At 60.1% G+C, this 23,361-nt stretch carries 19 protein-coding genes, 1 tRNA gene and 1 pseudogene; 8 read left to right on the top strand and 13 right to left on the bottom strand.

Translation table 11 applies throughout. The annotated features are described in order from the left end of the window. Positions 1-23: 23 nt before the first annotated feature. The 3 genes from ACCQ15_RS18890 to ribA all read right to left on the bottom strand — a co-directional run bounded on the left by ACCQ15_RS18890 (position 24) and on the right by ribA (position 3,274). Complete coding sequence (locus ACCQ15_RS18890) at positions 24-1,529, bottom strand: PH domain-containing protein (protein WP_122272264.1); 1,506 nt, start codon at positions 1,527-1,529, stop codon at positions 24-26. Next, positions 1,526-2,002, bottom strand: coding sequence for a PH domain-containing protein (locus ACCQ15_RS18885; protein WP_011348774.1), 477 nt, complete (start codon positions 2,000-2,002; stop codon positions 1,526-1,528). The genes ACCQ15_RS18890 and ACCQ15_RS18885 overlap by 4 nt, the downstream gene beginning before the upstream one ends. A gap of 138 nt (positions 2,003-2,140) precedes the next feature. Beyond that, positions 2,141-3,274: a GTP cyclohydrolase II RibA gene (gene ribA / locus ACCQ15_RS18880; RefSeq protein WP_008572805.1), complete on the bottom strand. Its 1,134-nt coding sequence runs from the start codon at positions 3,272-3,274 to the stop codon at positions 2,141-2,143. 245 nt (positions 3,275-3,519) lie between these two features. Here ribA and ACCQ15_RS18875 point away from each other — a divergent pair, with 245 nt between their 5' ends. Then, on the top strand, positions 3,520-4,041 hold the full coding sequence (locus tag ACCQ15_RS18875; protein WP_011348772.1) for a GNAT family N-acetyltransferase: 522 nt from the start codon (positions 3,520-3,522) through the stop codon (positions 4,039-4,041). 9 nt (positions 4,042-4,050) lie between these two features. Here the strand turns inward: ACCQ15_RS18875 and ACCQ15_RS18870 are convergent, their stop codons facing one another. Further along, positions 4,051-5,067 carry a lauroyl acyltransferase gene (locus ACCQ15_RS18870; protein ID WP_372380937.1) on the bottom strand — a complete coding sequence of 339 codons (1,017 nt, stop codon included), beginning with the start codon at positions 5,065-5,067 and terminating at the stop codon, positions 4,051-4,053. On the opposite strand from ACCQ15_RS18870, the gene dtd reads away from it, so the two are divergent. The 7 genes and pseudogenes from dtd (at position 5,066) to ACCQ15_RS18835 (ending at position 10,338) form a co-directional block, all read left to right on the top strand. Beyond that, the gene (gene dtd / locus ACCQ15_RS18865; RefSeq protein ID WP_014091209.1) at positions 5,066-5,506 is read left to right on the top strand and encodes a D-aminoacyl-tRNA deacylase; all 441 of its coding nucleotides are present in this window, start codon (positions 5,066-5,068) and stop codon (positions 5,504-5,506) included. The genes ACCQ15_RS18870 and dtd overlap by 2 nt on opposite strands. A gap of 108 nt (positions 5,507-5,614) precedes the next feature. After that, positions 5,615-7,492, top strand: a complete 1,878-nt coding sequence (gene rpoD / locus ACCQ15_RS18860) for an RNA polymerase sigma factor RpoD (protein WP_008572798.1) — start codon at positions 5,615-5,617, stop codon at positions 7,490-7,492. Between the two features lie 193 nt (positions 7,493-7,685). Then, positions 7,686-8,006, top strand: coding sequence for a hypothetical protein (locus ACCQ15_RS18855; protein WP_011348769.1), 321 nt, complete (start codon positions 7,686-7,688; stop codon positions 8,004-8,006). A gap of 272 nt (positions 8,007-8,278) precedes the next feature. Next, a tRNA-Ile gene (locus ACCQ15_RS18850) sits at positions 8,279-8,354 on the top strand. A 176-nt stretch (positions 8,355-8,530) separates the two neighbouring features. Continuing rightward, positions 8,531-9,721: a tyrosine-type recombinase/integrase gene (locus tag ACCQ15_RS18845; protein ID WP_372381586.1), complete on the top strand. Its 1,191-nt coding sequence runs from the start codon at positions 8,531-8,533 to the stop codon at positions 9,719-9,721. A gap of 16 nt (positions 9,722-9,737) precedes the next feature. Next, a pseudogene (locus ACCQ15_RS18840) lies at positions 9,738-10,014 on the top strand (phage late control D family protein); the annotation flags it as partial. A 90-nt stretch (positions 10,015-10,104) separates the two neighbouring features. Then, a complete protein-coding gene (locus ACCQ15_RS18835; protein ID WP_372380934.1) occupies positions 10,105-10,338 on the top strand; it encodes a fibronectin type III-like domain-contianing protein in 234 nt (77 codons plus the stop codon). Between the two features lie 71 nt (positions 10,339-10,409). On the opposite strand, the gene ACCQ15_RS18830 is transcribed toward ACCQ15_RS18835, so the two are convergent. The 9 genes from ACCQ15_RS18830 to ACCQ15_RS18790 all read right to left on the bottom strand — a co-directional run bounded on the left by ACCQ15_RS18830 (position 10,410) and on the right by ACCQ15_RS18790 (position 23,264). Next, positions 10,410-11,282 carry an acyltransferase family protein gene (locus tag ACCQ15_RS18830; RefSeq protein WP_372381585.1) on the bottom strand — a complete coding sequence of 291 codons (873 nt, stop codon included), beginning with the start codon at positions 11,280-11,282 and terminating at the stop codon, positions 10,410-10,412. Beyond that, entirely contained in the window at positions 11,252-11,473 is a 222-nt protein-coding gene (locus ACCQ15_RS18825) for a hypothetical protein (protein ID WP_506187866.1), read from the bottom strand. The genes ACCQ15_RS18830 and ACCQ15_RS18825 overlap by 31 nt, the downstream gene beginning before the upstream one ends. 1,266 nt (positions 11,474-12,739) lie before the next feature. Continuing rightward, positions 12,740-14,107 (bottom strand): S41 family peptidase, encoded by a 1,368-nt coding sequence (locus tag ACCQ15_RS18820; protein ID WP_372380932.1) that lies wholly within the window; start codon positions 14,105-14,107, stop codon positions 12,740-12,742. Between the two features lie 576 nt (positions 14,108-14,683). Next, a complete protein-coding gene (locus ACCQ15_RS18815; protein ID WP_372380931.1) occupies positions 14,684-15,676 on the bottom strand; it encodes an alpha/beta fold hydrolase in 993 nt (330 codons plus the stop codon). Between the two features lie 314 nt (positions 15,677-15,990). Beyond that, a complete protein-coding gene (locus ACCQ15_RS18810) occupies positions 15,991-16,863 on the bottom strand; it encodes an aldo/keto reductase (protein ID WP_372380930.1) in 873 nt (290 codons plus the stop codon). Positions 16,864-16,875: 12 nt separating this feature from the next. Continuing rightward, entirely contained in the window at positions 16,876-19,239 is a 2,364-nt protein-coding gene (locus ACCQ15_RS18805) for a membrane-bound PQQ-dependent dehydrogenase, glucose/quinate/shikimate family (protein WP_372380929.1), read from the bottom strand. An 89-nt stretch (positions 19,240-19,328) separates the two neighbouring features. Then, the gene (locus ACCQ15_RS18800) at positions 19,329-21,515 is read right to left on the bottom strand and encodes a xanthine dehydrogenase family protein molybdopterin-binding subunit (RefSeq protein WP_372380928.1); all 2,187 of its coding nucleotides are present in this window, start codon (positions 21,513-21,515) and stop codon (positions 19,329-19,331) included. Positions 21,516-21,532: 17 nt separating this feature from the next. Beyond that, positions 21,533-22,525: an FAD binding domain-containing protein gene (locus ACCQ15_RS18795; protein ID WP_372380927.1), complete on the bottom strand. Its 993-nt coding sequence runs from the start codon at positions 22,523-22,525 to the stop codon at positions 21,533-21,535. Then, positions 22,512-23,264, bottom strand: coding sequence for a 2Fe-2S iron-sulfur cluster-binding protein (locus tag ACCQ15_RS18790; RefSeq protein ID WP_372381584.1), 753 nt, complete (start codon positions 23,262-23,264; stop codon positions 22,512-22,514). Before ACCQ15_RS18790 ends, ACCQ15_RS18795 begins: the two co-directional genes overlap by 14 nt. Between the last annotated feature and the right edge of the window lie 97 nt (positions 23,265-23,361).

Genomic DNA, 23,361 nt, shown 5'->3' with positions numbered 1-23,361 from the left:
CAACTACTGAGCGCTAACGCTGATCACCAGCGCAGCTTGCGCCGTGCCAGCGCGGCACCGAGTTGCGCCTGCAGCGCCTGCGCCTGGGCAAGCGGCACAAAGCGCAGCCGCAATGCCGGGCCGGTGGCACTGGCGCCTGCTGTATCCAGCCATAGCGTGGCGGTGCCGGATAGGCGATCCAGCGGCGAGCGCTGCAGTTGCAGCGCCTGCAACTTGTCCAGCTCGGCCAGCCGCCACCAGCGCTTCCACCAGCCGCCGCGCACCGCAACGTAACGCGCATCCACCGCATAGGCCATGCGCTGCACCTGGCGCTGCGCCTTGAACGCGCTCCACGGCAGCCACACCAGCAACCACAAGGCCTGGCTGCCGAGCTGCCACGCCAGGCCCGCCGTCAGCGGCAGCAGCATCAGCGCGGCAGGCAGACTCAATCGCCACCAGCAATGCGTGGCGATCGTCTGCCACTGCGTCGGCGGCCAGGCGATACCAGTCAGCAGGCGTTGCAGCAAGGCGTCGCACTGCTGCGGGTCGGCAATGGGCGCGAGTTCCTTCAACGCGCTGCCGTGGGTGTCGCCAGTGCCGGCCACTGCGGTGTCCACCCGCAACTGGCGACGGCCGAACAGGCGATGCAGCAGGCCCTCGTACAACGTCCACGACTGGATCCGCCGCAAGGCCACGCTGCTGCGGATGCGCGTCAGCAGCCCGCGCTCCACGGTGAGGCGGCGCTCGGATTCGCTCAGATGGAAGCCGTGGTACTGGGTTACCGCCAGGGCGACCGACAGCGCGCGCATCGCCAGCAACAGGGCGAGCGTGGCGAGGATCGCCAGCGTTGCGGTGACCGCAACGCCGGGATGGATCTGGCTGACGTAGCGATAGGCCAGCTCGCCGTTATGCTCGACGAAGTTGGACACCGTACGGCGTGGAATCATCTGGTAGATCACGCCAAAGCCGGCCGCCACCACCACCATGCCGCGATTGGAGATCAGGCCCAGCCGGATGACCTCGGCCATCGGCAGGCGCAGCAGGCTGCCGCTGTCTTCCTCGATCTGCGGCGCCGGCACGCCTGCCTCGGTTGCACGGCGCCGTATCAGATCTTCCAGCGCAAGCGCCTGATCCAGCCGCAGCACGCGCATTTCCGCTTCCGGCTTGTGCCCACCGGCCGATTCCAGCCGCACCTCGGCCACGCCGGCCAGACGGTGCAGCAGCGATTGATGCACCACCACGTTGTGGATGCGCGCAAACGGAATATCGCGCCGGCTGCGTTCCAGCAGGCCACTGCGAATGGCCACGCTATCGCTGCCGATCCGGTAGCGGTAGGTGAAGTAGCGCAGCACCGAAATCGCCACCAGCACCGCAATCACTACCCCGGTGGCGATCTGGTCGGCAACATCGCGATTGCCGTCGCGGCTGCCGAACAGGATCAGTGCAGCCAGCGGAATCAGGAACTGACGGATCTGCTGCAGCAACACGAACACCCACGACAACGGATGCAGGCGCTGCTCGTCGTTGCCGGGATGTGCAACGGCGCTCATAGCGCGTCGTCGTCGTGATCGAGCTGCCGGGCCAGGCGGTCGCGCAGGCGCTCGGCATCGTGTTGATCCAGCCCCGACAACGCCACCGCGTTGAGCCGGCTGCCGGCGGTGTGCACCACCAACGTGGTCAGGCCGGTCGCGCGTTCGATCGGCCCGCGGCGCAGGTCCACATGCTGCACGCGCGAAATCGGAACGCGCGTATCGCTTTGCCATAGATGGCCGCGCTGTAGCGCCAGGCCGTGCTGATCGAGTTTCCAATGTGTCAGCCGATGCCGTTTGACCGCCAGCCATGCGCCGAGCAGGGCAATGACCGCGGTCACGCCCAGCGCCATCGGCCAGTAACGCCAGGCGTGCAGCCAGACAATCGTGACGCCGGCTGCGATCAGGCCTGCACATCCGCCGCCGAGTGCGCCATTGATCGCCGCCACATACGCACCGCGCCGCGGCAGCGACTGCCACTGGCCGTGCGTCACGGCTGGGGTTTGTGCCGGAGCGGGCTGGACCATGACGTCGGGGTGCGGCGGTGGAGCGTCGTGCACGTGGCTGGCCTGCAGAAGCGGTGCGCAAGCATAGCCGGCTGCCCAGTGCAGGCGCACCCGGCGCCGGGCGCGTTATTGCGCGGCCAGGATCAACGCATCCACATCTAGCGCGTGGCCGGCGCGTGCGGCCTTGGTGCGCAGGTACTGCTCGTTTTCGGCGGTGATGTCGCCGGTGATCGCGATGCGGTCTTCGACCACGATGCCGGCCGCGCGCAGGCGCTCGGCCTTGGCCGGGTTATTGGTCAGCAGCCGGATCCGGCTGATGCCCAGCCCGCGCAGCATCGCCACCGCACTGCCATAGCGGCGCTCGTCCGGACCAAAGCCCAATTGCGCGTCGGCATCGATGGTGTCCAGGCCTGCATGCTGATAGCCGTAGGCGCGCATCTTGGCGGCGATGCCGGTGCCGCGACCTTCCTGGTCCAGATACAGCAGTACGCCGCCACCGAGGTCCTTCAGCTTGGCCAGGCCGTGCCGCAGCTGGTCGCCGCAATCGCATTTGAGCGAGCCGAACAGGTCGCCGGTGAGGCACGACGAATGCACGCGCACGGGCACGGCAGTGCCCAGGTCAGGCTGGCCGACCACGATCGCCACCTGATCACGTTGCGCCACTCCGCCGCGAAACACCACGAACTCGCTCATGCCCAGGCCGCGCAGCGGCACCGGAGTGCGGGTCACCAACTCGTAGCCGGCAGCCGAGGAGGTGGCACAGCCGCGGCTCAGATCGTCCAGCGCCAGCGACTGGCAGCCGGCGAACGCGGCATGGTCGTGCACATCGCGCAGCTCCACCGCCAGCAGCGCCGGCAGCAGCAGGCCAAGCCGCGCGATCTCCACGCCGCCGGCATCCAGCGCATCGCCGGCCGTCCACTGCGCGGGCACCGGGGTGTCGCGCAGGTAGGCCAGCGCGGCGAGCTGGTCGTAGCTGTGATCGAGCAAGCCCACGCGCGCGCCCTGCGGCGCACTCAGCCCCAGCACCTGAGCGCGGGTGGGCGTCACGAAGAGATAGTGGCGGCCCCGCGCGGCGCGGGCGAAAGCCGCATACGACTGCGCCGTGCTGCTATCCAGCGCCAGCACCGCACGCGCCTGCCCATCCGCCGCCGTCAGCAGGACCGGGCGCCCGGCGCGCAGTTCGGAGGCGGCGCGCTCACAGCGAATGGCCGCCGGATCGCCGAAGGCCTGTGCGCTGGGGGAGGGGAGGGGGCTGCTCATGCACGACTCCAAATGGGGATTGCCACGGCCGCTTCAAGGCGGACGCCGCCGCGGTCACTGCCTGATCGCATCTGCCCATTGTCGCGCGCCTGGCAACAGGCAGTCGCCACAACCGGGTAGAACGCTGCATCCAGCCGCTGCCGATTGAGTGGGCGGGCCTGCGCCGCTTGGTTGCCCTGCGGCCCGCGTTGTTCAGGGTGCGGCAATGCTTTCTAATCGGGCCACCTCCATGTTCGTCGGGCCTCATGCACATTGTCGATTGCAGCCACGCGCGCCACGCCAGCGCCATCCTGGACATCTTCAACGAAGCCATCGCCAATTCCACTGCGCTGTACGACTACCGTCCCCGGCCACCGGAGAGCATGGTCGGCTGGTTCGCCACCAAGCAGGCGGGCGGCTTTCCGGTGATCGGCGTGGAGCACGACGACGGCACCCTGATGGGTTTTGCCAGCTACGGCACCTTTCGCGCCTGGCCCGCCTTCAAGTACAGCGTCGAGCATTCGATCTACGTGCATCGCGACCATCGCGGCAAGGGCCTGGGACGTCTGCTGCTGCAGGCCCTGATCGCAGCGGCGCAAGCGCGCGGCGTGCACGTGCTGGTGGGCGGCATCGATGCCAGCAACCAGGCCAGCATCGCGTTGCACGAACAGTTCGGTTTCACCCACGCCGGCACCGTGCGCGAAGCCGGTTTCAAGTTCGGGCGCTGGCTGGACCTGGCGTTCTACCAACGCATCCTGGACACACCTGCCGATCCGCACGACGACTGAGCTCGGTCGCTAGTGCGGATGCCGCTCGGTCGCATACGGGTTGGCCTCGCCGCTGCCCGGCGGACGCAAGGTGTAGCGCTTGTAGGTCCACTGATATTGCGCCGGGTCGCGCCGGGCGATCTGTTCGATGCCGGCGTTGAGCGCGCTGGCCGCACGCACCGGGTCCGCATCGGCCACTGCCGGGTCGGCCGGTTGCACATGCAGCGCGAACTGCAGATCGTCGCCGGCACGCTCGCACCAGCCGTACAACACGATCGCCCCGGTCCGCTCGGCCAGCCGGTTGACCAAGGTCATGGTCAAGGCCGGAATGCCGAAGAACGGCGCGAACACGCCATCGCCCATCTTCGGTTGCTGGTCGGGCAGGATGCCGACCGCGCCGCCGTCCTTGAGCACCTTGAACAACTGCCGCACCGCCGGGCCTTCGGCGCGCACCTGGCGCACGTTGTCGCCACCACGTGCCAACTGCAGGAAGCCATCCACCGCCTCGGACTCCGGCGGCCGGTAGACAATCGCGATCGGCCCGCGTTCGGACAGCCACTGGTTGAGCAATTCCCAGTTGCCGAAATGCGGCGCCGCCACGATGACCCCGCGCCCGGAGGCCAGCGCGGCGTCGTAGAGTTCCTGGCCGTTGCGCTGCAGGCGTGCCAGGTTCTCCGCCGGCGGGCGGGTCCAGGTGCGCAGCACTTCCAGCGTTTGCCGCGCGGTCGATTGCAGGATCTGCGCATGCAAGCGCGCGCGCTGCTCGGCGCTCAGTTCCGGATACGCCAGCTCCAGATTGCGGCGCGCCACGCGTGATTCGCGTGCATTGAGCTTGCGCCAGCTCCAGGCCAGCGTGTCGGCCACGCGCTTGAGCAACGGCCACGGCAAGCGGCCCACGGTGGCGGCGGCGGCATACAACAGGCGAGCGCGAACATCAGGTGTCATCGGCGCAATTCTAAACAGCGCAGACCACGAAGGCCCGCGCGTGACAGTGCCGGCAGCGCTGGGCATGCTGCGCGGCACAGTTTGCCGCCCGAGAATGCCCATGCTTGCACTGATCCAGCGCGTCACCCGCGCCACCGTCACGGTCGATGACCAGATCGTCGGGCAGATCGGCCCCGGGCTGCTGGCGCTGATCGGCGTGGAGCCCGGCGACAGCGACGCGCAGATCCGGCGCCTGGCCGAGCGGCTGCTGAGCTACCGGGTATTCGGCGACGACGCCGGCAAGATGAACCGCTCACTCACCGATACCGGCGGCGGCCTGCTGCTGGTCAGCCAGTTCACCCTGGCTGCGGACACCAGTTCCGGCAACCGCCCAGGCTTCAGCACCGCCGCGCCGCCACTGGAGGCTGAACCGGCGTTCAATCGATTGGTGGCGATCTGCCGCGAAAAACATCGCGGTGGGGTGGAAACCGGGCGTTTCGGTGCCCATATGGTTGTCGACCTGGTCAACGATGGCCCGGTGACCTTCCTTCTTAGACCTTAGATACACCACGTCCACCAGCGGTCCCGTCTTGAATCCGGCAGACCGGGCTTCACGCTGGTATAATGCTAGGTTCTCTTTCCAATCTCAAAGCCGGTGGCGCGAGCACTCATGGCCAACGAACGTCCTGCCCAGCAATCCGACATCAAGCTACTGATCAGCAAGGGCCTGGAACAGGGCTATCTGACCTACGCCGAAGTCAATGACCATCTGCCCGACGACCTCGTCGACCCGGAGCAGATCGAAGACATCATCAGCATGATCAACGGCATGGGCATCGATGTCCATGAAGTTGCACCCGATGCCGAAACCCTGTTGCTCAACGATGGCAACACCGGCAACCGCGAGGTTGACGACACCGCCGCCGAAGAAGCTGCCGCCGCGCTGACCGCGCTGGACACCGAAGGTGGCCGCACCACCGACCCGGTGCGTATGTACATGCGCGAAATGGGCACGGTCGAGCTGCTAACCCGCGAAGGCGAAATCGCCATCGCCAAGCGCATCGAAGAAGGCCTCAGCCAGGTCCAGGCCGCATTGGGCGTGTTCCCGCTGTCGACCGAAATGCTGCTGGCCGATTACGAAGCGCACAAGGAAGGCAAGAAGCGTCTGGCCGAGATCGTGGTTGGCTTCAACGACCTGATCGAAGAAGCCGATGCAGCTGCTGCTGCGCTCGCCGCGGCCGGCCCGGTCGCCGTGTCCGACGATGAAGCGGTCGACGAAGACGACGACGAAGACGGCGATGACGAGGCCGCCGAAGAAGAGGCCGGCCCGACCGGTCCGGATCCGGTGGAAGTGGCCACGCGCATGGAGAACCTGGCCAACGAATACGCCAAGTTCAAGAAGGCCTATGCCAAGAACGGCGCCGAGCACAAGCTGGTGGTCAAGGCCCGCGAAGACATGGCCGCCATCTTCACCACGCTCAAGCTGCCGCTGCCGCTGACCGACGCGCTGGTCACCCAGCTGCGTGGCGTGGTCAATGGCATCAAGGATCACGAGCGCAAGGTGCTGCACCTGGCCACCACCGTGGCACGCATGCCGCGCAAGGACTTCATCCGCTCCTGGGAAGGCAACCAGACCAACCTGGAATGGGTGGAAGACGCACTCAAGCGCAAGCAGAAGTGGTCGTCGGCGCTGCGCGACGTCAAGGACCAGATCATCTCCGAGCAGCAGGGCTCGATCGAGATGGAAAAGGCCAACTACCTGACCCTGGGCGAGATCAAGGAAATCAGCCGTGCGATGGCCTATGGCGAAGCCAAGGCGCGCAAGGCCAAGAAGGAAATGGTCGAGGCCAACCTGCGTCTGGTGATCTCCATCGCCAAGAAGTACACCAACCGCGGCCTGCAGTTCCTGGACCTGATCCAGGAAGGCAACATCGGCCTGATGAAGGCCGTGGACAAGTTCGAATACCGTCGCGGTTACAAGTTCTCGACGTATGCCACGTGGTGGATCCGTCAGGCCATCACCCGTTCGATCGCCGATCAGGCGCGCACCATCCGTATCCCGGTGCACATGATCGAAACGATCAACAAGTTGAACCGCATTTCCCGTCAGATGCTCCAGCAGTTCGGTCGCGAGGCCACGCCGGAGGAGCTGGCCAAGGAAATGGACATGCCCGAGGACAAGATCCGCAAGGTGATGAAAATCGCCAAAGAGCCGATCTCGATGGAAACCCCGATCGGCGACGACGAGGATTCGCATCTGGGCGACTTCATCGAGGACACCAATGTGGAGTCCCCGATCGACAACACCACCAACATCAATCTCTCCGAGACGGTGCGTGACGTGTTGGCCGGCCTCACCCCGCGCGAGGCGAAGGTGCTGCGCATGCGCTTCGGTATCGACATGAACACCGATCACACGCTGGAAGAGGTCGGTAAGCAGTTCGACGTCACCCGTGAGCGGATTCGTCAGATAGAGGCCAAGGCGTTGCGCAAGCTGCGTCACCCTAGCCGTTCGGAACAGCTGCGCTCGTTTCTGGATATCGACTGATGCCGCGGTCGTAACCGTGCAGTGATCACACAGCAGCCCCGCTCATGCGGGGCTGTTGCGTTATGGCGCAGGCAGTTGGCTATGCTTGGTAGCGGGTAGCGGTTGGTCGCATGCAAGGCATGCGTCAGTGAGGTAGCGCCGCGATGTTTCACGTACCGCCGACGAAGCTACACGGCCACGCAACATTAAACCGATGTTTCTGCAAACCTCACGTGGCGTTCTGACCGCGACTTCTAAGTTGGCCGACGAATGGAGACGAGATTGCTTTATGAGCAGGCAAAGCCGCTTTGAAACCACCACGTACCGCGAACACGAGATCCGCGTACGCGCCGAGCAGGCTTCCCCTGATGCCAAGTGGACGCTCTGGGTGGACGTGTACGCGCTCGGCGGCAAGCGCCAGCCGCGTATCGGTTGCAATGGGCTGGCATATGCGACGTACCAGGAGGCCATTGCGCACGGCTTCCGCGCGGGTCGGCAGCTGATTGATGGGCAGTTTGAGACGGCTGATGCGTAAGGGGCGGGGATTTGGGATTGGTGATTCGGGATTGGTAGGTTTGCTGGGTGCGTCTAGATGACGCGATCGCGTGCATCACGCTAGAAATCTGATGCCAAAGCCCAGCCGCCGCTGGGCTTTTCGTTGTAGGCAGCCGACACGGGATCTCGCGGCAGTGAGCGCTGTATTGCTGCAGGCAGAGGGCGCATAGCAGACACGGCAACGTCCACACAGGTAAACTTTCGCGTCCGCGGCACGGCCCGACATGCTCGCCATCTCGCCGCCAGACACACGGGCCTATAGCTCAACGGTTAGAGCAGAGGACTCATAATCCTTTGGTTCCAGGTTCGAATCCTGGTGGGCCCACCAAATTTCAGTTCAAGAACGTCCGATGTAGTCCGGAAAGTGCGTAAAACCCGCTGAAAACCACCAATAATTGGTCTTGCGAGGTCCAGCTGCATCCAGTTGCATCCATGTGTGAAGTGAGTCAGGCTGTGAGTCACCTGCCGCATCTTGCCGGCCTGACTCACAGCTGCCTGACTCACATGCTTACAGATACAAAACTTCGCGCGCTTAAACCTAGGGATGCTGCCTTTCGGGTAGCTGACTCAAATGGCTTGTGCATTGAGGTGCGTACCACTGGTGCAAAAGTTTGGCGGTATCGCTACCGTTATGCAGGCAAGCCAAGCATTGTGACCATCGACGAGTACCCGGCGCTTTCACTGATGCAGGCCCGTGCAGAGCGCGACAAGCTACGCATGCTGCTAAAGGGCGGAGCCAACCCAGCCGGCGTCGCTCGGGTTGAGCGAGCCGTCCAAGCCGAGCGCGTAAACACTACATTCGGAACCATTGCGCTTGAGCTGTTGGCTAAGCGAGCTAGGGAGGGGCTGGGTCCAGGTTCGGTAAAGCGAGAGCGCCGTTTGATCGAAAAGGATTTGGCTTTTATTGCTGACATGCCTATCACTGATGTCAGTGCCCCCATCCTTCTGGCTGCTCTAAGGAAGTTGGAGCAGAGGGGCGTGGTGGAGACTGCCCACCGGGCACGGTCTCATGCAGGACGAGTTTTCCGGTACGCAATTGCGACGGGCAGGGCTCAGCGAAATCCTGCTGAAGACCTTGTGGGTGCATTGGAACAGCCGCAAACCAAGCACTTCGCAAGCCTGACCGAGCCTGCGCGAATTGGCGAGCTTCTGCGCGCGCTGTGGGCCTACCAGGGCTCGCCTGTGACCTGCGCGGCCCTCAAGCTCGCTCCCATGCTTTTTGTACGCCCTGGCGAACTGCGGCAGGCCAAGTGGACGGATATCGACTTGGAAGCCGGTGAGTGGCGCTACGTCACCAGCAAGACCAAGACCGCGCATATCGTTCCTTTGTCCGCACAAGTAGTGGCCGTGCTTGGGGAACTGTGGCCACTAACCAAGCGCAGCGACTACGTGTTTCCCGGCGTACGTAGCGCCGATCGCCCCATGAGTGAGAACACGGTCAATGCTGCGCTCCGCAATTTGGGTTTCGATGGCGAAACTATCGTAGGTCACGGATTTCGTGCAATGGCGCGCACCGTGCTGGATGAAGTTCTGGGGTTCCGCCCAGACTATATCGAGCACCAACTCGCGCATGCAGTGCGTGATCCATTGGGGAGAGCTTACAACCGCACGGCTCATCTCACTGAGCGACGAAAGATGATGCAGGCATGGGCTGATTATTTAGAAGGTTTACGGACACACCGTCTGGCAAGCTGAGATTAGTCGCAAGGACATCTTCACCGTCGATGAGGTCGAATTCAACGGTGCACTGGACATCATTACCGTGCGGACGCGAAGCGCAGATCTGACCGCAGACATGTGCACTTCGCGCCGGCACAGATGGCGCGACACCAGGCCGCGTATTCAACTGCCTGGCCGGCGAGCCTGGGCTTACGCCGCGCATAGCCCCGACGTTGGCGAACACCAAGTTGCCGCATCTGGACCAGGCCAACGAAAGCAATATGAACCTGCTGACCAGCCTGAGGCATCGCTTCGATGCGCCAGCCACGGCATGCCTGCCTGCCAATGGCAGCTTGCGCGTCAATGCATGCATCTACAACTACGGCAGGTGCGGTGCGGACGAAGTGATGTAACTGTATGTGCGCGACCGCAGCGCCAGTGTCACCCGGCCGGTGCGGGAGCTGAAGGATTTCCGCAAGCTCGCGGTGCCAGCTGGCGGCAGCACGTCGGTGGAGCTTACGTTGTGGCGTGCGGACCTGTTGTTCATCGGTCAGGTATTGAAAGCGACCGTGGAGCTGGGTGTGTTCGATGTATGGGTGGCGCCGTCGGCTGAAGCTGCAGGACTGACGGCGAGCTTAGACTTGGTGCAGTGAGGGTAGTCAAGGGGGCGGAGGCCTGCACGGAGATTGGACTGCCATGAGGCCCTTGTGCACTACGGCGCGCGTCATACACGGGTGCTAGCAGAGCTAGCACTCTGCGCGTCCTCTGCCTGTGGCGTCGCCACTACGGTCGGAGTCTGGATAGATTGCTTACCAAGCAGCAGCCTTGTACCAAGCGTGCGCAAAAGCGTATTACCCGGCATCTCGACCAGCCGATACATTGCCCAAGCTGCCACTAGAATGACCGCTGTGACGGGCACTGCCAGCACGGGAGCAGGACGAACGTCCTTCCCCAGTAGCATGACCGCCACATAGATCACCGGGATGTTAATCAGATACATGGAGAAGCTACATTCGCCGCACATGGAGATCAGGCGATTTCCAAATATGCGCTTGCTTAAGCCGGTGTCGAATGAGAACAGGAAGATAAATACTCCTGCGAAAAGTGCTGGGACAAGATTTAAGTACAGTTCGCGCTTGGATCCAAGGTCCATATGAACGCTATCCGCAACAATCAGGCCGATCAACAGCAGTGCGCATGCTTGGAGATAGCCCAAAGATTTAAGGCCAACGGACGCAACTACCTTGATGCGCAACAGGCCGAAGACAACGCCGGTGAAAAAATAATGGATCTTGGAGCCGACAAAGGTCCCGGGCAAAGCGGCTCGTTGTGAAATCAATGCGAAGACGACCGCCAGCGCAACCACCAAGATCGCAGCATTGCCACGGCTCTTCAAAGACCAGAGTGCCAGCCAAATGCCAAGGAAAAGAACATAGAACTGAACTTCGGGAGGAATACTCCACAGCGCTGAGACGTTGCCAGAGAAGAGTAAGTGGCGGATTAAATTTTGATGATCAATTGCATAGACGAAATGCGAGTCCATCATGTTGTAAATCAGGTACGACGCTATAACGACCGTGAGATACGCTGGAGCAATGCGAGAAAAGCGAGAAATCCCGTAGCGAGCAACGTCGGTGTAGTCAAAGGCCTTTCGCCATAGAGGAATGCCATCAAGAAGCCACTCAAGGTAAAGAAGACCATTACTCCAATCTCGCCAGGATGTAGTTGGCTTATGGAAAAAAAGTGTTCTTCTGCCAAGTGTGCATAGACCACTAAAAGTGCAGCCATTCCTCGGATACCAGTGAGAGAATCGATCCGTTGTTCCTGACCCATCAAAGGTGTCTCCTTAAAAAAAGCGAATGAGTCAATTGCATTGTGGACCACAGTTCTGATTGGTAGCGCAAAAGCTGAGAGCGAGGGTACCCCAGGTTTTAGGTGGCGATTTATAAGCCAGGCTAATTAGGCCTTTTATGTAATGCTGGCTAATATTTATCAGTTAAATGGGAGGCAATGCAAAGAATCCATCTGCATTTAGAATATATATTTTCAAGTAACTTACTGCCGTGTACCCATGCCAGTCGCGATCGAATCACTGCGCGCTTCTGGCATAATTCCAACGCATTTGAATTTTTTATCCCTACCTGCGCCGCGCCACTGATTGAAACAAACGTCATGGATAACACGCATTATCTGCGTAGCTTCCTGTTTGTCGTAATGCTTGTGAAAGGTAAGGCTACTACCTTTCGTGGCCAGGCGTGACAGCTATTTGCCGTCGAGACGGCATTAGGCCCCGTGACCCGCATGGTCAATCTCGGTGTGAAGTCATGGTCGGGATTCCATCTTCCAGGCATCCAGCTTGTCCTTTGCGTTGGCAATCTCCGCAAGCCGTCCAGCCATGAACAACTCCCATCAAGGCGAATGCATAGGCCAGCAGTTGTGTCCAGAATGCCGATCTTGGCGTTTTTCGCGCAGGCTAGAGGGACGAAGACTGTCTGTATCTCAATGTCTACCGCGGCGCCACCGCTGCCGATGACGGGAAGTGGTTGCCGTCTTCGTCTGGATTCAGGTCGGTGTGCTCCAAGTCAATCAGGGCGGCGGCTATGATTCCAGCAAAATTGCGATCCTGGTAAAGGCAGCAGTAGGCACGCTAACTTACCGCCTAGGCATATTTGGGCTTCTGACTAAAGCGGCCCTTGTCGCGCGTGTCGAGCGAACCGTTTAGGCCGAGCGCGTGAACACCACGTTCGGCGCCACTGGGCTAAAGCTGCTGATAAGTGTGCGAAGAAAGGCCTAAGTCCCGGTTCGGTCAAGCGCAGTCGCCGACTGATCGAGAAAGATCCAGCGTCCGTTGCCGATATGCCCAGTACCGATGTGAGCGCACCAGTCTTGCTCGCTACCCTGTGGAAGCTTGAGCAGCCGTGCGTCATCGACACTATTCATCGGGCCTGTGCACATACCCGGCCAAGTGTTCCGCTACGCCATCGCTACGAGCCGCGCCGAACATGGCTCATTACGTAGCAGGCAGGGGCCCGACCCAGTCGGGCCCCTGCTGCATCACTGTTGGTATCTTTTTTCCTGAACAATCTGTGTGAGCCATGATTTCACTGCCGCAGTGTCGTTGATGTTTCCATCGAACTCGATCGCTGGCTTCTGCGGCTCATTGTCGTTGCGCGGACGATTGTCGCGTGTCATGTAAGGAACTCCAATTCCGCCATTTCCACTGGGTAGTAACGCATCCTTTGGAGACCCAGTGCGCGAATCGACACCCGTCTCAACGCCTACCTGTATCACGCCAGGGAACCGCTTCAGCTCGTCGACAAAGCCGATACAGGCGCTCTTGCACTCGTAGTCTGTCAACACGAACACGCGTGCTTTGACAGGATTAACTGGCCTTCGTTTCGGCATCGGGACCTTGTAGGCATTGATCGGTGCGTGCAGAACCTTGTCTCCACGTGCGATGGCTGCATCAGCGAGACTGTCGTCCGCGTCAAAGGGAGTACCATCAAGCGGTGCAGCTGCCGGCGCAGAAGGATCTGGACCACTCTCCTGTGGCGATGTAGAACTTGCTACATCATCAGCAAGTCGGTACACAGCGGAGATCTTCAGTCTTTCGCGTGCGTAGTAATCTGCATAGTCATTACCGTACAGAGAACGCAGCACGCCCATGAACCATCCATACGGACCGCCCCCGTTGCCGCGCACATCGAGTATGAGAACTGACTTTTCGCGTAATTCCGCAGCCGACTTGTAGAGTGCTTCAAATTGATCCGATTGCTGTCGGCTGTCTGGGCTGAAGTTGCCTAGACGGATCCAAGCACCGTTGCTGCCAAAGGATGTGACGCTTACATCAGCGCTGAGCTCAGGCTGCAATTTTGATCTGACCTTGCCTAACTGCATCCGAGAGATATCTTTCCATTGCAGATCGATAGTTCGCCCGCCGATAACGCATTGGGTTGGTCGCTTCAAAAAGGGGCTCCCCGCATCGCGGAAAATCAACAACGCCGTAGCCGCTCGCGTGGACTGCAGGCCGGGAATTATATTTTCGTAAGGAGCAATGCGCTCAGACCACTCGCTCATGGGTATGCCGTCGCATTCGGTGACTTCCAAGCCGTTGGCTACGGTGCCATCAGTGCCAGCAACTAAGAAGCGCCTGCCTTGATACACAGCAAGAAAGCCGGGCCATTGGTAGCTCGCCGGAGCTAGCTGCATGTAAACGTATGCATGAGCGTCATTAAAGGTCGAGAAGAAGTGCGACAGTGTCTGACGGTAGCCCTCAAAACTAGTAACGTGTTGTAGGTCGTCATCCGCCTGGCGACGCGCTTTCGCTAGCATCGCAGCAAACGCGGTCGGGTCGGGATACACAGCGAGTATGGATTGGTCCTTGAACCATTGAAGAGAAAAGTTCACATCGTCATCGGCCATCACCGCCCAACCTCGGTTAGCGGTTGCTGAGTGAAGTGACGCTGGTTGAGCCGCTTGGCCCTGCGTAGTAGCGAGCAATGAAAGTGCTGCGAGCGCTGCAGCCCTGACACGAGTGCAGTGAAAAAAAGTTAATCGTTTGTTGCAATTAAACATAACCAGGATGTGCCTGTGTGTTTGGATAATTAAAAAAGCAAGAATCGTGCCAGTGGCGGATCCCAATGATGGTTTTGCGTTCGCAGTGCCTGCGGGCGTCCGCTGAGACCAATTCTCTCACGTCATTTCGGTCTCAGCGGCGTTCGAAGAGCATGTCCTCAGCACACACTCCAGGCCGTGTTGGCGGGCTCGTCACACATATACGAAAGATCATTGAATTTGAAATGGGTTTTGTCGAAATGCTTGCTGATAAAGTTTAACAGGTATTCATCTTTCATCAAGGAAAGCGCAACTTATCTGTGGATACCGAAAGTTTGAGCCGAGCTCCAATTTGTTGATAGGTCGAGGCAATGTTGAGTTGTCTAAGCTGAGCAGCGATACAGCACCTGTAAGTCTGCTCTCACGCAGGACTGTTATGCACAGTCATACAAAATCAGTCATTTTTGTTTGATCGGGCGGTTGACCTGTATTGAGCTCTTGCAATTCCCGAAGAGTTTCACGCAATTTGGTGGCAGTATCTGTTGGTTTTTCCAGGGGGAAGCAATGCCTTCCTTCTAATATTTCAGTTGAGATTAGTGGGTTGACGCGCGATGCGCGATGAGCGGCTGGCGGAATAATGGATATTCCATTCTTGGCACAGATGATACGGGTTGGAGTCTGCAGTGCACGGAGTGTTGCCCAGAGGTCGTCTGGAGCCGAGCAGTACATTTCTGTTTCTCGTTCTCGCGATAGGCGCATTTCAACCTCACCGGTCGCGGTTTTGCAAAAAGCGTGGTGCAGAAAGTCAGTCAATGCTTCAGGGTGCCAATGACGATATGGACCGCGGATTTGGAAGTAATTACGTGCAGTAGCCAAGCTCTCCCAACGAGTCTGCCTCCTGAGTGCCGCTCGGGCCAATGGCGTCCTTTTTGCAAGTCCTAGCAGTTTAACTACTGAGAAAGCCGAGATTGCTAGTGGCGTGGCGATCATGGGATCAAGAAGAACGCATGCCCTGAAGGGGTGCGAGCGGTTATGCGCCATCAAGGCAGTGAGTGCGCCTCCATAGCTATGCCCAACGCCAAAAGCGGGGACGTCTGCGAAAAGATGCCGATGTGCCTGAAACGCTAGGAGTGCAACCTCTGCGTTTCCATCCCAGCCAAGGTATCGTTTTCCGTGCGTGCTTACCCCATGACCTGAAATATCGCTCATAAAAAGATCGAAATCGGCTAATAGGTTTTGCAGAAGCTGAGTGTAGGCGCGGCTACAAAATCCTGTCCCGTGGAGAAAATGGAGAATCGGCTTGCCAGAAGGGACTGACATCCATCCACCTATTTTCAGGTCGGCATCTGTGTACTCGTATGACCAGCTTTGTAAGGGTGGCATAAATTTATCCGATGCGATAATTAAGAAGACTGGACATGTTGCGGTGTTACTCATTTTTTGCGATATAAGTTGCAGGGCTGAAAAAATTTCCGCTATTTGACAGCATATCTGTCAGTAGTTAGAACGACGTGGAGTGCTTAATAATTCGCTCGGTTAAATAATTAATTAGCATGCGCCCAGTAATTTATTTGTCTGTGCAATATTAACTATTGGAAACTAATTTTTTTCTGTCATGTGATCATCAAGTAGCTGGGTGATCACATGGAAGGCCGGGTAGCACGATCAGTACCAGTGAACGCAAGAGAGTGAAGGTCGAACTTGCCGCATTGCAGATGCGGTTTGAATGTGTGCAAATTCGATAGCTGTTTTTATAGAGTTTGAGACTCCAGGTCGAGCTGGTTATATTCCTCATCAGACAAGGTGATGACGCAGGCAGCTACATTTTCTTCTAGATGCGAGACGCGGCTGGTGTCCGGGATCGGCAGCATCACCGGGCTACGCTTGAGTAACCACGCCAAGGCAATCTGGCTTGGTGTCGCTCCTTTCGCCTTGGCAAGTACGTCGACGATCTTGCCAGGCTTTGCCAATTCGCCGGCCGCCAATGGGAACCATGGAATGAAGCCTATGCCATTAGCCTCGCAGTATTTCAGTACGTCCTCGTCGGCGCGGTCGACCAGGTTGTAGCGGTTCTGCACCGTTGCTACGGGGAAGATCTTTCTTGCTGCCTCGATCTCAGCGACCGACACTTGGCTGAGGCCGGCGAAACGGATAAGGCCCTGATCGATGAACGAACGAATCGTCTCGAATTGCTCGACGGCCGGTAGCTTCGGATCGATGCGATGCATCTGCCACAGGTCGAGGCGTTCGACTTTTAGACGGCGTAGGCTCATGCGCAACGCTTGGCCGAGATAAGCACGGTCTCCGAGCTGCGGCCACTGGCCCTCTGTCTGGCCTGGCCGCACCAAGCCACCCTTGGTAGCAATGCTCATGCCTGGATACGGCGCCAAGACTTCGGCGATAAGGTCCTCGCTGACAAACGGTCCGTAGCTGTCAGCCGTATCGATGAAATTAATCCCCAACTCGGGAACACGCCGCAACACACGAACGGCTTCGTCGCGGTCCTGTGGCTCGCCCCAGATACCTGGGCCGGTCAGGCGCATGGCGCCGAAGCCGAGGCGATGAACGGATAGTTCGCCGCCGATGAGGAACTGACCCGAAAGACTGGCATTGATCCATGACATTGTGAAACTCAGTTATTTGCTCGAGGACGGCAGGGCGAAAGCGACGAGCTTGTTGCCCGGTTTTGTGCCGTAGCTTGGCCGCCCGCCTTGGGCGACCACCACGTACTGCCGGCCGCTGTGCGGGCTGCGGTAGGTCATCGGTGTTGCGTTGGCGCTTGTTTCTAAGCGGTTGCTCCACAGCTCGCGACCGGTTGCAGCGTCCAATGCGCGGAAGGTGTGCTCTGCCGCGCCACCAATGAATACCAGGCCGCCGCGGGTCGTCACCGCGCCGCCTGCAGTCGGCGTGCCAATCGTGATTGGCAGCAAGGTGCGGATGCCTAGCTTCAGAGGGCCGATATCACGACCTGTGCCCAGGGGCTTGGACCAGAGCAGTTTGCCGCTAACCAGGTCGACGCCGGCAATTAGCCCCCACGGCGGCGCTGTGCAAGGCGAGCCTAGCGGTGATAGGAACTGCGTACGGTCAGCGCCATACGGAGTACCAAGCATCGGCTGGCCAGTCTGTCCACCACCATCTATGCCTGAGGCGATCTGAATCTTGCGGCGTGTTGCCTCCTCACGTGTGATGAGCTTCAGCCGGTCGGGCACCTGGGTCCAGTTCACGATCATGATGCCGCGGTCGAGGTCCAGCGACACGCTATTCCAATTGACCCCTCCCATTGAGCCAGGCGCAATCACGATGTTCTTGTTGAGAGTGACCGGTGTAAACATTCCTTCGTAGCGCGAACGCTTGAACTCGATGCGGCAGTACAACTGGTCGAGTGGCGTCACGCCCCACATGTCCTTCTCGCGCAAATTGGGTTCGCGGAAAGCCGGTAATTCGCTGGACTCAGGCTGGGTCGGGGACAAGTGCTCACCCTGAGCGATGCCGCCTTGCGGCACTGGCAGCTCCTGCACTGTCTTGATCGGCTTTCCGGTTTCTCGGTCTAGTACGAAGATCTCGCCACGCTTAGTGGGTTGAATCAAAGCGGGCCGCACACCCCGCGGCGTCGGCACATCCGCCAGCGTCGGTTGAGAGGGAACATCGTAGTCCCAGATGTCGTGGTGTGTCGTCTGAAAGCGCCAGCGCAATCGGCCGGTGTCTGCATCCAGCGCAATGACTGCACTGCCAATACTGTCGTCGAACGGCCGCCGTAGTCCGCCGAATGCATCGGGCGTTGCACCGCCCATCGGCAGGTAAACCAGGCCAAGCGCTTCGTCCGCGCTAATTGGCGCCCAACTGTTGGGCGAGGATGGCGTATAAAACTCGCCTTGCGGCGGCGCACCGATCCGCTCTGGCGAACCCGCATCGTACGCCCAGGCCAATTCGCCTGTTACGGCATCGAAGGCGCGGATGACTCCGGAAGGTCCGCCCCAATACTGGCCGTCCGGGACGCCCCCACCGACCACGAGCTTGCCACGGATCACTTGCGGTGCCGAGCTTACGTAGAAGTGCCCGCGTGGATAGGGCGCGATACCGGCCTGCAAATTGACTAAGCCATTGGTGCCAAAACCTGGGCAAAGCTGTCCGCTTTTTGCATCGAGTGCGGTCAACGTGGGGTTATGGCTTGGCGCGTAAATTCGCTCGGCACAAAGACCACTCGCGTTTGGAACCTTGTAATACGCCACACCTCGGCAAGGTTTTCCGGAAGATTGCTCGCCGTTGGAGACATTCTGTCGCCAGCGAACCTCGCCGGTTTCGGCATCAAACGCGTGAACACCATTGTTGCCGTCGCAGCTGTAAAGCGTGTCTCCGATCATGATTGGAGTTACCTCCAACGCGTTCATCTCGCCGGACACAGTCGCCGTCATCTCGGCCTCCCAGACTTTGGTCAGGCCAGAGACGTTGGAAGTGTTGATTTGGTCGAGTGGACTGAAGCGCGTGCCGCCCTGGTTGTTACCATAGGCCTGCCAGTCATCGCGTTCGATGGTCGCCAACGGATGCGGCAGCGCTACTGGCGCGTGCGGCTGCATTCCGCGGCGCAGCACCGGCATTTCAGGAGCGTCGTCAAAGGTGTGGGCAAATCCGCCAAGTACTACCGCCACGATCAACCCGGTTGCGAAGGTTCCCCAACCGTGGTTTCGCCAAGGCGCTGTCTTGCTTGCCGGCAAGCGCCTGATTGATGGCAGCAGCAACAAAACGGCCAAAGCGAAGGGGGCAATGAGCCGCGGTGCGAGTTGCCAGCCACTAAAGCCCACTTCCCAAAGGCTCCAAGCTACGGTCCATATCAGCATCGCGGCGTAGATCCAGATGCCTTGCGCATTACCCCTCCATATCAGGACGCTGCTAAGGATGTACGCCACACCGGTTATCAGGTAGTAGAGCGAGCCTCCGCTGGCGGCCAGTACCATGCCGCCGCCGGCAAGCGCCAGACCGAACGCAAGCAGAAATAGCGCCACGAGCCTTCCAGGCCACGAACGACGCGGCTTCGATGTAGAGCCTTTGGGATTCTTGTTTGCCATGAGATGCATCGCCGTGTGGGGTGGAGTTACAGGAGTTTTTCCGGAGTGATCGGGAGGTTGCGGATGCGCTTGCCGGTGGCGTGGTACACCGCATTGGCGATAGCCGCCGGGATGCCGACCATGCCCAGTTCGCCCATACCCTTGACTCCCAGCGGGTTGACGATGGTGTCATCCTCTTCGACGAAGATGGTCTCGATGGATTGGATGTCGGCATTAACGGGCACGTGGTAGTGCTGCAGGTTCGCGTTCATGAATCGCCCCGATCGATGATCGACTTCTGTCGCCTCTTCCAGCGCCATGCCAATCCCCCACACCACGCCGCCGATCTCCTGACTGTGTGAGGCCAGAGGATTGAGGATCTTGCCGCAGGCAGTGATCTCGATCACCCGCGTCACCCGAATGGTGCCCAAGTCAGGGTCGATCTTGACCTCGACAAACTGTGCGCCATGGGCAAGCGAGGCGTACTTCTCGCGTTCTGGCGACGGTATGGAGTTGTAAACCTCGGTAATCTCAGTCGTGTCGGTGCGCCGCATGACCTCGGCAATATCGGCAGCGCGTGGCAGATCGTTCTTGGCACGCAGGCGACCATCGAGCATCTCCACGTCCTCAGCAGTGAGACCCAGAAGGGGAGAGTCAGCATTCCGGTTCGCCAACTCCAAGAGCTTCGCCGTGATGGTCAACGCCGCACCGCGTACTGCCGAACCAACGCTGGATGTCGTCCACGATCCGCCCTGCGCGGGCGCTTGTGGCTGGAGCGTATCGCCCAACTCGAATTTCACCTGGTCCAGCCGTAGGCCCAAAAACTCAGCGGCAATCATGGTCATCACGGTGTATGTGCCGGGGCCGATGTCACTGGTCGCGCTCTCCACGCTGGCGGTACCATCGGCGCGGAAAGTTACACGCGCGCTCGCGGGCATCTGCATGGCGCCCCAGATGCTCGATGCCATGCCCCAACCGACCAGCAGCTTGCCGTCGCGCATTGATCGCGGCTCGGGGTTGCGGCTTTTCCAGCCGAACTTCTCAGCGCCCAGGCGGTAGCACTCGCGCAAGGCCTTGCTGGAGAAAGGCTTGCCACTGACCGGGTCGACCTCTGCGTAATTGATCAAACGTAGTTGCAGCGGGTCGATCTTCAGTGCATAGGCGAGTTCGTCCATTGCGCTCTCCAGCGCGAACATGCCGCTGACCGCGCCGGGCGCTCGCATCCAGGTTGGCGTGGACAAGTCAGTGGCCGCCACCTTCAACGGCATGTCCAGGTTCGGGCATGCATAGACTTGCTTGAGAAAGCCGGTGGTGTTGTCCGAAAATGCCTCGAAAGACGAGGTGTTGTGGAACGCTTCCTGGATGATGGCTTGCAGCTTTCCACTGCGGTCCGCGCCCAAAGTGACCTTCTGAATCGTCTGCGGCCGATAACCGTGCCCCGTGAACATCTGCGCACGTGTAAAGACCACCTTGACTGGGCGTTTGAGTTCGCGAGCGGCCATGGCGGTCAACGATGGGTAGTAGTTCGGCTTAAGGGACGAGCCGAACGCGCCACCGACGAAGGGCGACACCACGCGAATCTTCTCGGCCGAAACGCCCAGGCCCTCGGCGAGGTGCTTCTGGATGCCGTAGACGTTCTGGGTCTTGTCGAAAATGGTGAGCTGGTCGCCTTCCCAGAAAGCGATAGCTGCGTGCGGCTCGATCGGATTATGGTGGTTGATCGGGATGTGATATTCCGCCTCAACCTTGATTTCTGCTGATTGCAGTGCCCTCGACGGATCGCCGCGGGCAGGAGTGTTCTGTGGTGCAGGCTGCGCCTTGTCCAATACCGTCTCTAGATCGGTGACGTGCGACTCGGCCTGATAGCTTGGCTTGACCAGCCGTGCGGCATACCGGGCCTGTTCGTAGGTCTCAGCGACCACCAGTGCGATCGGCTGCCCGCTGAAAAACACCCGATCCGATTGCAGCGGCCAGGACCATTGCGGCGGAGCGCCGTTTACCGGTGTTTTGCCCAAACGGCCCGCGTTTAGATGGGTGAAGACGCGCACCACGCCTGGGGCCTGTTCGGCCTCACTAGTATTGATTGCGGTGATCAGTCCTTTGGCTATCGTACTCAGTACGATGAAGCCATAGGCAATGTGTGGGATCTGGAACTCAGCGGTGTACTTGGCCTTTCCCGTAACTTTGGCGATTCCATCGACGCGGGTTGTTTCTTTTCCAAGATAGCGTGCCATAGCAATTTTCCTTCCGCTCAAGCCAGTTTCGAAGCACGCATCAGCGCACGCACAACAGATCGCTGTCCCAGTTCTACCTTGTAGGTGTTGTGAGCCAATGGACGGGCATCGCGCAGCGCGGCTTCCGCAGCCTGCCGGAACGTGTCCTCGCCGGCTCGGCGTCCGATCAGCGCAGCCTCTGCTTCGGCGCTGCGCCAAGGTTTGTGCGCAACGCTGCCCAGCACCACTCGCGCCTGGCGAATGGTGTCGCCGTCGAGTTGCAGCGCAGCGGCGACGGAAACCATTGCGAAGGCGTAGGACGCCCGATCGCGCACTTTGAGGTAGTGCGAGTGGCGGGCGAACTCCGCTGTGGCGACCGGCAACTCGATGGCGAGGATCAACTCACCGTGCTCGAGGTTGTTGTCGCGCTGCGGCGTGTCACCCGGAAGGCGATGGAAGTCCACAATCGGGATCAACCGCTCCCGTCCGTCGGTAGCACGCACGCGCACGTTGGCGTCCAACGCGTACAGCGCGTTGGCCATGTCACCCGGATAGGTCGCCACACATGCTTCGCTCCAGCCGAGCACGGCGTGGATCTTGTTCAGTCCTTCGCGCGCGCCGCAGCCGGTGCCGGGTTCGCGCTTGTTGCATGGCGTAGCGGTGTCGTAGAAGTAATTGCACCGAGTGCGCTGCAGGAGGTTGCCGCCATTGGTTGCCATATTGCGTAATTGCCCTGAGGCACCTGCGACGATGGCCTGCGTCAGCAGCGGATAGTTCTCGCGGATCAGTGGATGGTTGGCGGTTTCGGTGTTGGTCGCCAGTGCACCTAAGGAAAGGCCGGCACGGCTGCGATGGATCTGCCGCAGCGGCAACTGGCGGATGTCCACCAGGCGTGTGGGCCGCTCGATGTCTTCCTTCATTAAATCCACGAGGTTGGACCCGCCGGCGAGAAACTTCGCGCCAGGAACGCCCGCCATTGCCGCAGCGCTCGATGCAGCATCGGCCGCGCGTACATACTCAAACGGTCTCATGGCCATCCTCCAATCGTGCCGACGCCAGTTGCATCTCGGTGGCGAATCCCCAGGTTTGGGCAGCCTGGCGGCCCGAGTGCGCCTCCTGTACTGCGGCGACGATGCCGGGGTAGGCGCCGCAGCGGCAGATGTTGCCGCTCATACGTTCGCGGATTTCATCGTCCGTCAGACGTGTGGTCGTCTTGCTAACGTCGGCGGTGACGTGGCTGACGTCGCCGCGACGTGCCTCGCCTAGTAGACCAACGGCCGAGCAGATCTGTCCCGGTGTGCAATAGCCACACTGGAAACCATCGTGCTTGATAAAGGCGGCTTGCACGGGATGCAGTTGGTCCCCTTGAGCCAGGCCTTCGATGGTTGTGACTTCTCGCCCTTCGAGCGTCGCTGCCAGGGTGAGGCAGGACAGCACACGTTGGCCGTCCACCAGCACCGTGCAGGCACCGCACTGGCCCTGATCGCAGCCCTTCTTTGATCCAGTCATCGCTAAGCGCTCTCGCAGCGCGTCGAGCAGAACCACGCGAGAGTCGAGTTCTAAGGTCTGCTGCACGCCGTTGACCCGAAAGGCCACTTTGACGACGTTCTGCGCCTTGATAGGGGCCACGGCAGCACCTTCGGCGAGCGGCAAGTGGGCCAATGCGGCCTCTTGAGCCAGTAAGTTCGCAGCGAACACGCCAACGCCGCCTACGGCGGAGTTGATCATGAAGGTACGCCGCGACTGGCCCACACCATCTAACGCAGGCATTTCTCTCAGAAGTGCTGCTTCGTCAGCGCTCAGCTCGACCGGCGGTTCGGTCTCGATGGGATATTTCATCGTGTGTCCTTTCTGTAACGCTCAAGGC

Source organism: Xanthomonas sp. NCPPB 1754, from assembly GCF_041475725.2.
Classification (GTDB): Bacteria; Pseudomonadota; Gammaproteobacteria; order Xanthomonadales; family Xanthomonadaceae; genus Xanthomonas; species Xanthomonas euvesicatoria.
Note: the sequence above shows the minus strand (reverse complement) of the source record. Positions and strands in the feature narration are given on the sequence as shown.

What these genes read in the sequence shown, in the direction of transcription:
- ACCQ15_RS18790 (WP_372381584.1), bottom strand. Translation starts at nt 23,264, where the DNA reads ATGCCTGCGTTAGATGGTGTGGGCCAGTCGCGGCGTACCTTCATGATC.
- ACCQ15_RS18845 (WP_372381586.1), top strand. Translation starts at nt 8,531, where the DNA reads ATGCTTACAGATACAAAACTTCGCGCGCTTAAACCTAGGGATGCTGCC.
- ACCQ15_RS18890 (WP_122272264.1), bottom strand. Translation starts at nt 1,529, where the DNA reads ATGAGCGCCGTTGCACATCCCGGCAACGACGAGCAGCGCCTGCATCCG.
- ACCQ15_RS18795 (WP_372380927.1), bottom strand. Translation starts at nt 22,525, where the DNA reads ATGAGACCGTTTGAGTATGTACGCGCGGCCGATGCTGCATCGAGCGCT.
- ACCQ15_RS18820 (WP_372380932.1), bottom strand. Translation starts at nt 14,107, where the DNA reads ATGGCCGATGACGATGTGAACTTTTCTCTTCAATGGTTCAAGGACCAA.
- ACCQ15_RS18815 (WP_372380931.1), bottom strand. Translation starts at nt 15,676, where the DNA reads ATGAGTAACACCGCAACATGTCCAGTCTTCTTAATTATCGCATCGGAT.
- ACCQ15_RS18800 (WP_372380928.1), bottom strand. Translation starts at nt 21,515, where the DNA reads ATGGCACGCTATCTTGGAAAAGAAACAACCCGCGTCGATGGAATCGCC.
- ACCQ15_RS18870 (WP_372380937.1), bottom strand. Translation starts at nt 5,067, where the DNA reads ATGGGCATTCTCGGGCGGCAAACTGTGCCGCGCAGCATGCCCAGCGCT.
- ribA (WP_008572805.1), bottom strand. Translation starts at nt 3,274, where the DNA reads ATGAGCAGCCCCCTCCCCTCCCCCAGCGCACAGGCCTTCGGCGATCCG.
- ACCQ15_RS18855 (WP_011348769.1), top strand. Translation starts at nt 7,686, where the DNA reads ATGTTTCTGCAAACCTCACGTGGCGTTCTGACCGCGACTTCTAAGTTG.
- rpoD (WP_008572798.1), top strand. Translation starts at nt 5,615, where the DNA reads ATGGCCAACGAACGTCCTGCCCAGCAATCCGACATCAAGCTACTGATC.
- ACCQ15_RS18875 (WP_011348772.1), top strand. Translation starts at nt 3,520, where the DNA reads ATGCACATTGTCGATTGCAGCCACGCGCGCCACGCCAGCGCCATCCTG.
- ACCQ15_RS18810 (WP_372380930.1), bottom strand. Translation starts at nt 16,863, where the DNA reads ATGTCATGGATCAATGCCAGTCTTTCGGGTCAGTTCCTCATCGGCGGC.
- dtd (WP_014091209.1), top strand. Translation starts at nt 5,066, where the DNA reads ATGCTTGCACTGATCCAGCGCGTCACCCGCGCCACCGTCACGGTCGAT.
- ACCQ15_RS18825 (WP_506187866.1), bottom strand. Translation starts at nt 11,473, where the DNA reads ATGGCTGCACTTTTAGTGGTCTATGCACACTTGGCAGAAGAACACTTT.